The organism is Phaeobacter sp. S60 (assembly GCF_000826845.1).
GTDB classification, from domain to species: domain Bacteria; phylum Pseudomonadota; class Alphaproteobacteria; order Rhodobacterales; family Rhodobacteraceae; genus Phaeobacter; species Phaeobacter piscinae.
This window is the reverse complement of record NZ_JSWJ01000032.1, coordinates 1-8,146: the sequence shown is the minus strand read 5'-3', so window position 1 is coordinate 8,146 and position 8,146 is coordinate 1. Positions and strand designations below refer to the sequence as shown.

The following is an 8,146-nucleotide window of genomic DNA, read 5'->3' as shown; positions in this document are numbered from 1 at the left end:
CCGGTGTTGCGGTCTTTCCACGTCTCAGAAGTGGCGATCCGCAGGTTGCAGACCTTGCCGCCGTTCTGGAAGCTGCGGACTTCGGGATCACGGCCCAAATTTCCGATCAGCTGGACCTTGTTCAAACTTCCTGCCATCTTTCTCCTATCTCCTCTATCTCTACTGTTGTTCTGTAATTGCTGGTTGGTGAGGGTCGTTGTGATGGGCATAGGACGACTAGCCCCAGCGGTTGCTGAGGTTAGTCCCTATGCCCACCGCGATCTTGCTGGCCGGAGCCGGGCCGCCGCTTAGGGCCAGTCTGATTGGGTGACATCCCCCAGACCGTCGAGAGCTACTTTCGGCACGATTGTCACTGTGCCGGGGACCGCGCTTCTCTCTTTCGGACTGCGCTTTGCCTTTGGTCCCGCCCCATGGTAGGCTTCCTCCTATCAGCGCCACCGTCTGTCCTGCGAAGAACGATAACCGACCGCTGATGAGGCCCCGCGTTACGTGCGCGGGGTCACGTTTCGTTACCCCCTCTGACGGTTGACATTTGCTAGGAACGCCCCGCGCTCCTGATCCGTGAACTCCCCCCACATCGCCATGAAAAGGCGCTTGCGGGCGCGCGTCGCGAACGTTGCATTATGAATGCGCTTCAAGGCCGCAGCTGCGTAAATCTCGATTTCCAGAGGTGTCGCTGTGTCCGACCACCAATCAGCCTCAGCCCGCAGGTCCCCAAACATTTCGTAACGCGGAGCACCTGCTCCCACAGTGTCTAGCGCGGCACAAAGCGCCTCACCTATTGCTCTGCGGCCATCCGGTAGGCCCTCAGCGGCATCAAGAGCGGCTTGCAGGGCGCGACAGCATGCGTTCCACTGTGCGGCCTGCTGGGCCTCCTGATCGTCGATGCGGGCATGTGCCGTCATGCTGCACCCCGCTTGCTGCCCTTGCGGAACCGTTTCACCTCACGCTCTGCAAGCGCGTATGCAGCGGTGTCGACCGTTGATCGGATAGGGCTGTCAAACCATCCTCGCGGCAATTTCTGGCCCGGATAGATGCCGGAGAATATGCCGTATGCCCATCGGCGGGCATGTTGTTCACCTTTGGCGCTTCGTTCGCTGGTGAAGGCAAGCGCGCCTTCCCAAACCTTGCGGGGGTCCGACAGACACGCAGCGCGAAGGCCAGCGCGGGGCTGCATGCCAGAGCTGCCAAGGTGGAACTCATGCATTTCACCATCGACGGCATGGACGCCAGATCGCGCAGGCTTTTCCCAACCACATGCGGTGCAGGTGCTACCTCTCAGTGCGCCTGAACACTCAGGGCAAACGACCTTCTCACGCTCTTCCGGGTTGCGCTCACGCGCCTTGCTGTCCCGCTTTTCGGCAGCATCCAGCGGTCCGCAGCCGTTTTCCCAAACATCGTATGTATCAAGGGAGAACCGCTCGACGTTGCCGCTGTGGCAAAGCCAAAGAGCCTTGTCCTTGCCGCTTTCTTTGTGTGATCGCATCACGCGGCCGATTTCTTGCATGTGGCTCGAAAGGCTTTTGCGGTATGGCTTGCAGGAGATTCCGCAGCGCACGTCTGGCACGTCGAAACCCTTGGTCAGAACCCCGCAGGAAATCAGACCGTCGATCTCGCTGTCAGGCTTACGAAATTCCGCGATCTTTGCCGCGCGCTCGTCGTCATCATGGTCAAGGTATGAAACCTGTTGGAAATTGTAGCCAGCCGCGTTGAATGCAGCACACATCTCGCGCCCATGCTCTACGGTCGTACTGAACACGATGGTTTTGACCGGGCCTCCAAAATGCTCGCCGGTTTTCGCGATCCATTCGGAAACCACGTCACCCACAATTTCGATACCGGCGGCGCTGGCGCTGCTGTCGCTGAATTCGCCATAGCTATTCCGGCCAAGCTGGCTGTCGTCGGGAGACCGGGCAACGTAGATCGTTGGTTCGATCAGGTGACCGCCTTCGATCAGCTTGCGCGTGGGGATCACATTGACCACATCATCCCAATGTTGCCCCATGCCCTTTGTGAAAGGCGTGGCAGTCAGGCCGACGACAACAGCTTGCGACTGCTTGGCGATGTATTCCAGTGTCGACCGATATTGAGCATGGCATTCGTCATACACAATCAGGGATGGAGAGCGGGGCAACATGCGCCGTGCCAGCGTCTGAATGCTGCAAACCTGAACGTTCTGATACGGATCATATCGTGGGTTAATACCCTGCAAGATGCCGTGCCGGATGCCGTATTCATCGAGGGTGGCGCTGGTCTGGTTCACCAGCGCCACGCGGTCCACAAGGAACAGGGAATAGGACCCCTTGCGGTCGGCTTCATTCAGCAAGTGAGAGGCCATGACGGTCTTGCCCGCGCCGGTTCCAGCGCAAAGGACTGTTTTCCGCTTACCCTGCCGGATGCAATCACGCAGCCCCTCGATTGCGTCAGACTGGTAATCTCGAAGATTGATTTCCTTGGCTTCGGCTTGGCTCAAAAGGTCAAACATAGGCAATCACCTCATCATAGGCTGCTTCGTTGGCTTCATCTCGGCTTTGCCCGCCGTCGAATTCGCGGATCGCTGCACGCTCCAACCAATCGTCGTACTCGGGCCAAATTTCTCGGATCAGCTCGTCTTTGTGGGCGGAGACCCAAGCGAGCGCCTTGTCAGACAGTCGACCGCGCCGAATGCTGATGCGGTGGCGGTCGCGAGTGACCTCCCCGCCATGCGCTCTGATGCGGTCGAGGATGCTCATAGTTCGATTTCCTGCCCCATGATCCGGGCCAGTTCTTTCTCTGCCTTCTTGCGCTTGTATTCTTCGCGCTTGGTGGCGCTCATAGCCTCGTCTCGCGCGTATTTCGCCGCCTGTAGCTGCTTCTGAATGCGGCTGATCGTTGCGCCCTGATCGCTAGAGGACAGTTCCTTGTTTGCGGCCTTGAGGCGGTCGCGCTCCGCCTCAGCCTTTGCCAGATCATCGCGCAGTTCGGCATTTTCAGCGCGCAGGCCCGCAATCTCGTCTTCCAATCCGTCGCGGGTCAGTTGAGAGAGGCCGTTGCGGTGCGGATCTGGTGATACAGCGCCTTTGGTTTCTTGATCGGCTCTTGATTGGGGGGCGCTGAAATCTGGTGATGTGGCCGTTTCCGCCATGTTTTCTTGGGGTGCAGGGGCGGTGCCGTCTTGATCCGGTTTTGATCCACCGATGTTGGCGGTGTTCTGCTGGTAGGTGGTGCCGTTGCGCTCAACGGTGCGTGAGGTGGCTATCTGTCCATCGTGGACAGATGCACCGCGCATCCCGCCGACAAAAGACGGAGACACGGCGCAGCGCCGCGCGATCTCCCGATCTGACCACTGCGCCCACTCAGGGTCATTCAGTAGCGTCATAACGGCCCGGCGCTTGTCGGCATTTGTGCGGCGCAGGCCATGCTCGGAGTTTGCCGCGCAGGAATGCAGGATTGCATCGCGGCGCGTCCCCTGGCGCACTTCTGTAGGCACCTCGACGCGCCCGACACGGGACCACGCAGCAACCCTATGGAAGCCATCGGCAAGCCAATAGTCCTTGCCGTCATAATAGACGATTGCCGGTGGGAACACGCAGTTCGGATCTGCCATCGCCTCGGCATATTCTGAAACGGTTTCGTCGTTGATTTGCGCGCGCGATTGGGTGCCGCCGTCCGTGCGGATTTGGTCAATACGGATCATGTTTCGATAACCTCAATTCCCATCGCCTGCGCGACAGCGCGGCGAACCTCGTAGTCGCGGGTGATGGCGCCCTTGCTGTCTTCGTAGACCTCAGCCCAGTTCAGACGCTGATCCTCGTAAACGAAATCAACGGTCAGTCTCATCTGGCGACCTGTCCGGGTGCGCAAAGGGCCATTCTTTCCCTCTAGGTCGATGCGGACTTGACGTCGCAGATTGCGGATCTTTCCACCCTTTTCCAAAAGGCGAAGCTGACCCCAGCGACGAGCCTCTTTGAGGCTGTCAAATCGAATGCCATCCACAGTTGTTGCGATTGCGTTGAACTTGTTCATCTCCACCCAGCCTCTATCTTCTCTGTTTTTGCGTCGAATGCTGGGTTGTGCAGATCGTCTGACCACTTCCTCTGTTTGGGGTTCAGGGGTGCTGATAAAGGGGTCAGTCATGCTGCCACCTTGTCCCGCAGGCCCTTATTGTAGAGGCGGATAATGCAGGCTGTTCCGTGGCGGGCGAGCTGCCCCCCCTGCAACTTGACAAGCTGCTTGCAATCATCCCGCAAGCTGTCGAAATCGATATCGGCGAGTATCTTTTCCAGGCGATCAAGGTCGGCCTCGGCATCTACAAGCTTAGCAACCGCCATGCCCGATGCCTCGACTGCGAAAGCTGTCAGGAGATTTGGCTCCTCTGGCTGAGCGTCACGAAGCATTTCAAGCGAGGTGAAAGTAAGACCACGACCGATCATCTTGACCAGCTTTTCGATCTTCCCGACCGCGCGCGTCTGGTGTGGCGCCAACGCAGACCCGGCAGGCACATCTGCGCTTATGCCGAGTTCGTTCATGATTTCCTGGGTAATAACTGCGGCTTCATCGCCTGCAGCCACACGGGCTCGGAATTTGTCAATGCTGGCAACCGCAGTACGGTTCACATTGACCCCAACGAAAGCCACGGCTTGATCAGCGACGTCAGCCTTGAACGCTACAGCCGGAACCAAGGCGGCACCAGCGGCCCATGCCGTGATTGCTCGGTGCTGACCATCGATACAGGCGTAGAGGTTATCGCCGACAGGAACCACGGAAATTGCCCCGAACCTCCGCCAATCGAAGTCCTTCAATGCGCGCTTTATGCGAGACTTGCCACTGGCAGACACGCGGCGTTGATAGGTGCGATCAATCACGATCTGGCTAGGGTGAAGCCAAAGAAGCTCCAGCGCATCAGATGGGTCGTCGCTCTCCGCCTTGCGTTCGAACCCGAGTTCAGACGCTATGTCGCAAATGCGGTCAAATTGATTTTCATCAGTCATTGCCCTGCCCCATATGCTTCTCGGCGTAGCCGCGGGCCCGACGAAGAACCTCAAGAGCCTCGTCAATCTCGCTCACTGCAGCGGCCCAGTCTTTACCGCTGGCCGATTGCTCAGCGGCGAGGAAAGGCTTCAGGCGGTCGAACTGGTCATGGCTGACCTCGGTCCCGTCCGTGAGGCTGTACTTCTCCTTGCGGTCTGCACGGTCTGGCATGGTGACCATGACCCGCGCGCCCTGCTTTACTGCTGTGAGAACATCCATAACCTTCATCCTCTTTTACCTCTCCAGCCCATCAGGATCGCACCCGTTAGGAATGCGCCTGAGATACGGTCTTTGATTGCGTTGAAATTTGCCGGGTTGTCGGCCTTCGTCGGGACTGCCCGAGAAACCAACCGCATGAACATTTCGTAACCGGCTTGATCCACCACGAAATGCAGCTTGCCGTCTTCCTCGTGCGGAATTGATTTGATGTAGGGGTCACTCATACCCGCCACCCCATGTGTGCGCGGATGCGCTCTGCGCGGATTGTGATGGGCCTAACCATTGCCGGCCTCACGCTTCTCGCGCATGGCAGCAGCAACTCTGTCCGAGAGAAGGCGAACCGAAATGGAGACGCAATTACTGCAAATGAAGGCGTCACCCGCTCCCTTGATCAGAAGCGCCCCGGTGTCATCCGGCGTGGAGCAAAAGCTGCAAGCGAGAACGCAGGCGGGGCCATGAGCTTGTGGCGGTGTTGCGCCATCACTCTTACGATCATCCGCGCAAGAGGCCGTTTCCAGTGCGCGGTCCATTGCCTCTCTGGCCTTCTTGCGGAAGATCATCAGCTTGCACCAATTTGCGATTTTTTTACGGAGGCCTTGCAATCATCATTGGCGTTGCCAACATGGAAAGCATGACCGGAACGCAAATCCATCAGCCGACGCCAATGAAGCGGGATATTCCGGGCGCAAGCCGCGTCCAGCAGCTTGGCGTCATATTCGGCGGGGATGCGATCCCTACCGTGCCAGTGATGGACCGCCATCAAGGAGGCCCCGACATCCTCGGCCAGCTCTTTTCTGCTCGGCCACAGGTCGATGATATCTTTGAATGATGCAATGTTCTCCATACCCAACAACTATTGCCAAATTGGCAATAGGTCAAGCGTCGAAGATGGCAATTGCCAAAAATGCATCCTTGGAGCCATTGTTCGGCATGGCAACAGCTCCAAAGAAAAGCGTGACAGACACAATGTCACCCGATGCGATCGGCGACCGCTTGCGGCTCATCCGTGAGGCATATAGCCTTTCAAAGGCTGAAATCGCTGATCTGCTGGAGATAGAGCGCAGTCACTGGTCCCGCTTTGAAGGCGGGCAGAGAGCTATCCCATACGATAAGGCGTCAAGGTTGGTTGACCGTTTCGGCGTTAGCCTGGACTTTATCATTTTGGGCAGGATCTCCGGTATGGAGTTCGACACAGTGGAGCGGTTGCGGCGCGCTGGCCTTTCCGCATAAATCACGTCCAAGCTTTCCCCCGTCAGCATTGCACGTACCGCTAGGTCTCGCTCATCCTCTTGGCCGAGCCAGTAGTAAATGTGATCTCGCAATTTCTTCCCCTTAAATCCCCGGATCAAGCTTGCCTCTAAATGGGGCAATTTTGAGGTATTGCCAATTTGGCATTTTTTTATATTGACGATTGCCAGATTGGCAACTATGTTGGTTCTCAAGCAACGGGAGAGCCAACATGCAAGACCGCGTATTCAAGACTATCTACCTCGGCGACGATATCGAGTGCATGGCGCAGGTGTTTTTCACCGCCGATTGCGATGCGCCTGACGCCTCTGTTGGCTGCGCTGGCGGCCATTGGGTCTACGCTTCAATCGCTGATGCAGTGGTTGAGGAGGTCCTGCACTCCCGCGATGAACTGTCCGAGGTCTTTGGCAAGGCAGACGTGACCCGCTCTGAGCGGATCATTGAGGCGCAGCTCACCGAAACACTGAACGACGGCGAGAACATCATTGACGATGACGGCGCCGAGTTCGACCCGGCGGATTATGCCGCCCCTATCCATCAAATCGCAGCGGAGTGACCGATATGACCATTCACCCTATCCATGTCATTCCTACCGATGACGGCATTTACAAGACGATAGGCGGCGACCTTGATGTGACCGCACCTCTTGGCACTGGCGTTAGCGACATCTCATCGCTTTCCGATGCCGTGCGGAACTGCTTTGAGGACGCACACCCTGCGCTGCCTGACCTGATCATCAAGCTTTTTGAGACGGAGGCCGCAGCGATGGAGAAAAAGGCGAAGGGCGAAATCACGCAATTCTTCAAGGCCCAAGGCTTGCGTCTCGCGGCCAAGACAATCGCGGGGGCAATGGCATGAATATCTTCGAGCATATCAAAGCAGACCGTGAGGCGGGAACGCCCGATCTGGGTGGCTGGGCTTGGTTTGGCGGTCGAGACGATCTTTATCTTGCCACAAATCGCGGTGGGCGTCGTTACGTCATGGGCTTCAAGCGCAAGGGGATGCGCTCTGCGCAACCGACATTCCAAATCGGCGGCATCATGCACGGCGCTATTGATGATCTCACAGAATATGAAGTCGGCGATGGGGTAGCCAGAGGACAAGCACAGGCAGACGAATGTCCTACCGTATATCGCATGGACGTGAAGTCTGTGGATCACCCCGACGCTCGCCGCATAGCCCGCGTTCCTCAGCTTGAGCGCATCGCTCTGGCGGCTGAGTCCCTTCTGAACAGTATAGAGGTCGGCTTTGATGAGCATGGCGGCTGGATCCCAAATGAGGTGATCGACGCTCTCCGGGAGGCCTGCAAATGAACAGCGCCTGCAACGTCCACCAGATCGGCAAGACCATCGAGAAAGGCCGCAAAGACTTCGCTGCGGCCTCCGCCCCGACGCAGCGTCTTATCCTGCCCCCACTCGCGGATGCTGCGTCGGGGACCAAAACACACGACTGGAGCGCGGGGGCATGGAAGCACAAACCCCAGCCCATGTACCCGCACAATCCGTTCCTCGCGGCGACATTCTGGGCGCTCCTGATCTTCTGCTGCATCGTTGCTGCCGTGTCCATCGGATACCAGCTTTCGCAGCCTCTCTGATCCTCCCTGAGCCGCGCACCAAGACGCGCGGCCAACTCTCCCCCGGCGCACTCCATCCCATACTCGCGCCGGGGG

The 8,146-nt window shown here is 57.9% G+C and carries 16 protein-coding genes; 5 read left to right on the top strand and 11 right to left on the bottom strand.

The genetic code is table 11. The features are described from left to right. From ssb to OO25_RS23150, 11 genes are all read right to left on the bottom strand, one after another. The coding region (ssb, locus tag OO25_RS21340) for a single-stranded DNA-binding protein (protein WP_040182766.1) at positions 1–137 on the bottom strand (137 nt) is incomplete at its 3' end. A gap of 372 nt (positions 138–509) precedes the next feature. Then, on the bottom strand, positions 510–905 hold the full coding sequence (locus OO25_RS21335; RefSeq protein WP_040182764.1) for a hypothetical protein: 396 nt from the start codon (positions 903–905) through the stop codon (positions 510–512). Next, positions 902–2,485 carry a DEAD/DEAH box helicase gene (locus OO25_RS21330; RefSeq protein ID WP_052465754.1) on the bottom strand — a complete coding sequence of 528 codons (1,584 nt, stop codon included), beginning with the start codon at positions 2,483–2,485 and terminating at the stop codon, positions 902–904. The genes OO25_RS21335 and OO25_RS21330 overlap by 4 nt, the downstream gene beginning before the upstream one ends. Further along, a complete protein-coding gene (locus OO25_RS21325; RefSeq protein WP_040182762.1) occupies positions 2,478–2,732 on the bottom strand; it encodes a hypothetical protein in 255 nt (84 codons plus the stop codon). Before OO25_RS21325 ends, OO25_RS21330 begins: the two co-directional genes overlap by 8 nt. Then, positions 2,729–3,676, bottom strand: a complete 948-nt coding sequence (locus OO25_RS22330) for a hypothetical protein (protein ID WP_052465753.1) — start codon at positions 3,674–3,676, stop codon at positions 2,729–2,731. Before OO25_RS22330 ends, OO25_RS21325 begins: the two co-directional genes overlap by 4 nt. Continuing rightward, positions 3,673–4,005 (bottom strand): DUF1064 domain-containing protein, encoded by a 333-nt coding sequence (locus tag OO25_RS21315; RefSeq protein ID WP_052465752.1) that lies wholly within the window; start codon positions 4,003–4,005, stop codon positions 3,673–3,675. Before OO25_RS21315 ends, OO25_RS22330 begins: the two co-directional genes overlap by 4 nt. Before the next feature lie 107 nt (positions 4,006–4,112). After that, on the bottom strand, positions 4,113–4,970 hold the full coding sequence (locus tag OO25_RS21310; protein WP_040182760.1) for a DUF6551 family protein: 858 nt from the start codon (positions 4,968–4,970) through the stop codon (positions 4,113–4,115). Next, on the bottom strand, positions 4,963–5,229 hold the full coding sequence (locus tag OO25_RS21305; RefSeq protein WP_139044811.1) for a hypothetical protein: 267 nt from the start codon (positions 5,227–5,229) through the stop codon (positions 4,963–4,965). The genes OO25_RS21310 and OO25_RS21305 overlap by 8 nt, the downstream gene beginning before the upstream one ends. Before the next feature lie 5 nt (positions 5,230–5,234). Continuing rightward, positions 5,235–5,453, bottom strand: coding sequence for a hypothetical protein (locus tag OO25_RS21300; RefSeq protein ID WP_040182757.1), 219 nt, complete (start codon positions 5,451–5,453; stop codon positions 5,235–5,237). A gap of 51 nt (positions 5,454–5,504) precedes the next feature. Then, a complete protein-coding gene (locus tag OO25_RS21295) occupies positions 5,505–5,789 on the bottom strand; it encodes a ClpX C4-type zinc finger protein (RefSeq protein ID WP_040182755.1) in 285 nt (94 codons plus the stop codon). Continuing rightward, entirely contained in the window at positions 5,789–6,073 is a 285-nt protein-coding gene (locus tag OO25_RS23150; protein WP_040182753.1) for a hypothetical protein, read from the bottom strand. Before OO25_RS23150 ends, OO25_RS21295 begins: the two co-directional genes overlap by 1 nt. A 44-nt stretch (positions 6,074–6,117) precedes the next feature. Here OO25_RS23150 and OO25_RS22690 point away from each other — a divergent pair, with 44 nt between their 5' ends. The 5 genes from OO25_RS22690 to OO25_RS21265 all read left to right on the top strand — a co-directional run bounded on the left by OO25_RS22690 (position 6,118) and on the right by OO25_RS21265 (position 8,071). Next, a complete protein-coding gene (locus OO25_RS22690; protein ID WP_175304859.1) occupies positions 6,118–6,459 on the top strand; it encodes a helix-turn-helix transcriptional regulator in 342 nt (113 codons plus the stop codon). 229 nt (positions 6,460–6,688) lie between these two features. After that, the gene (locus tag OO25_RS21280; protein ID WP_040182748.1) at positions 6,689–7,033 is read left to right on the top strand and encodes a hypothetical protein; all 345 of its coding nucleotides are present in this window, start codon (positions 6,689–6,691) and stop codon (positions 7,031–7,033) included. A gap of 5 nt (positions 7,034–7,038) precedes the next feature. After that, entirely contained in the window at positions 7,039–7,335 is a 297-nt protein-coding gene (locus OO25_RS21275; RefSeq protein ID WP_139044810.1) for a hypothetical protein, read from the top strand. Next, the gene (locus OO25_RS22325; protein WP_052465750.1) at positions 7,332–7,790 is read left to right on the top strand and encodes a hypothetical protein; all 459 of its coding nucleotides are present in this window, start codon (positions 7,332–7,334) and stop codon (positions 7,788–7,790) included. Before OO25_RS21275 ends, OO25_RS22325 begins: the two co-directional genes overlap by 4 nt. After that, complete coding sequence (locus tag OO25_RS21265; protein ID WP_040182745.1) at positions 7,787–8,071, top strand: hypothetical protein; 285 nt, start codon at positions 7,787–7,789, stop codon at positions 8,069–8,071. The genes OO25_RS22325 and OO25_RS21265 overlap by 4 nt, the downstream gene beginning before the upstream one ends. The last annotated feature ends 75 nt before the right edge of the window (positions 8,072–8,146 follow it).

Coding starts and splice junctions, on each gene's coding strand:
- OO25_RS21335 (WP_040182764.1), bottom strand. CDS start 905: ATGACGGCACATGCCCGCATCGACGATCAGGAGGCCCAGCAGGCCGCA.
- OO25_RS21330 (WP_052465754.1), bottom strand. CDS start 2,485: ATGTTTGACCTTTTGAGCCAAGCCGAAGCCAAGGAAATCAATCTTCGA.
- OO25_RS21325 (WP_040182762.1), bottom strand. CDS start 2,732: ATGAGCATCCTCGACCGCATCAGAGCGCATGGCGGGGAGGTCACTCGC.
- OO25_RS22330 (WP_052465753.1), bottom strand. CDS start 3,676: ATGATCCGTATTGACCAAATCCGCACGGACGGCGGCACCCAATCGCGC.
- OO25_RS21315 (WP_052465752.1), bottom strand. CDS start 4,005: ATGAACAAGTTCAACGCAATCGCAACAACTGTGGATGGCATTCGATTT.
- OO25_RS21310 (WP_040182760.1), bottom strand. CDS start 4,970: ATGACTGATGAAAATCAATTTGACCGCATTTGCGACATAGCGTCTGAA.
- OO25_RS21305 (WP_139044811.1), bottom strand. CDS start 5,229: ATGGATGTTCTCACAGCAGTAAAGCAGGGCGCGCGGGTCATGGTCACC.
- OO25_RS21300 (WP_040182757.1), bottom strand. CDS start 5,453: ATGAGTGACCCCTACATCAAATCAATTCCGCACGAGGAAGACGGCAAG.
- OO25_RS21295 (WP_040182755.1), bottom strand. CDS start 5,789: ATGATCTTCCGCAAGAAGGCCAGAGAGGCAATGGACCGCGCACTGGAA.
- OO25_RS23150 (WP_040182753.1), bottom strand. CDS start 6,073: ATGGAGAACATTGCATCATTCAAAGATATCATCGACCTGTGGCCGAGC.
- OO25_RS22690 (WP_175304859.1), top strand. CDS start 6,118: ATGGCAATTGCCAAAAATGCATCCTTGGAGCCATTGTTCGGCATGGCA.
- OO25_RS21280 (WP_040182748.1), top strand. CDS start 6,689: ATGCAAGACCGCGTATTCAAGACTATCTACCTCGGCGACGATATCGAG.
- OO25_RS21275 (WP_139044810.1), top strand. CDS start 7,039: ATGACCATTCACCCTATCCATGTCATTCCTACCGATGACGGCATTTAC.
- OO25_RS22325 (WP_052465750.1), top strand. CDS start 7,332: ATGAATATCTTCGAGCATATCAAAGCAGACCGTGAGGCGGGAACGCCC.
- OO25_RS21265 (WP_040182745.1), top strand. CDS start 7,787: ATGAACAGCGCCTGCAACGTCCACCAGATCGGCAAGACCATCGAGAAA.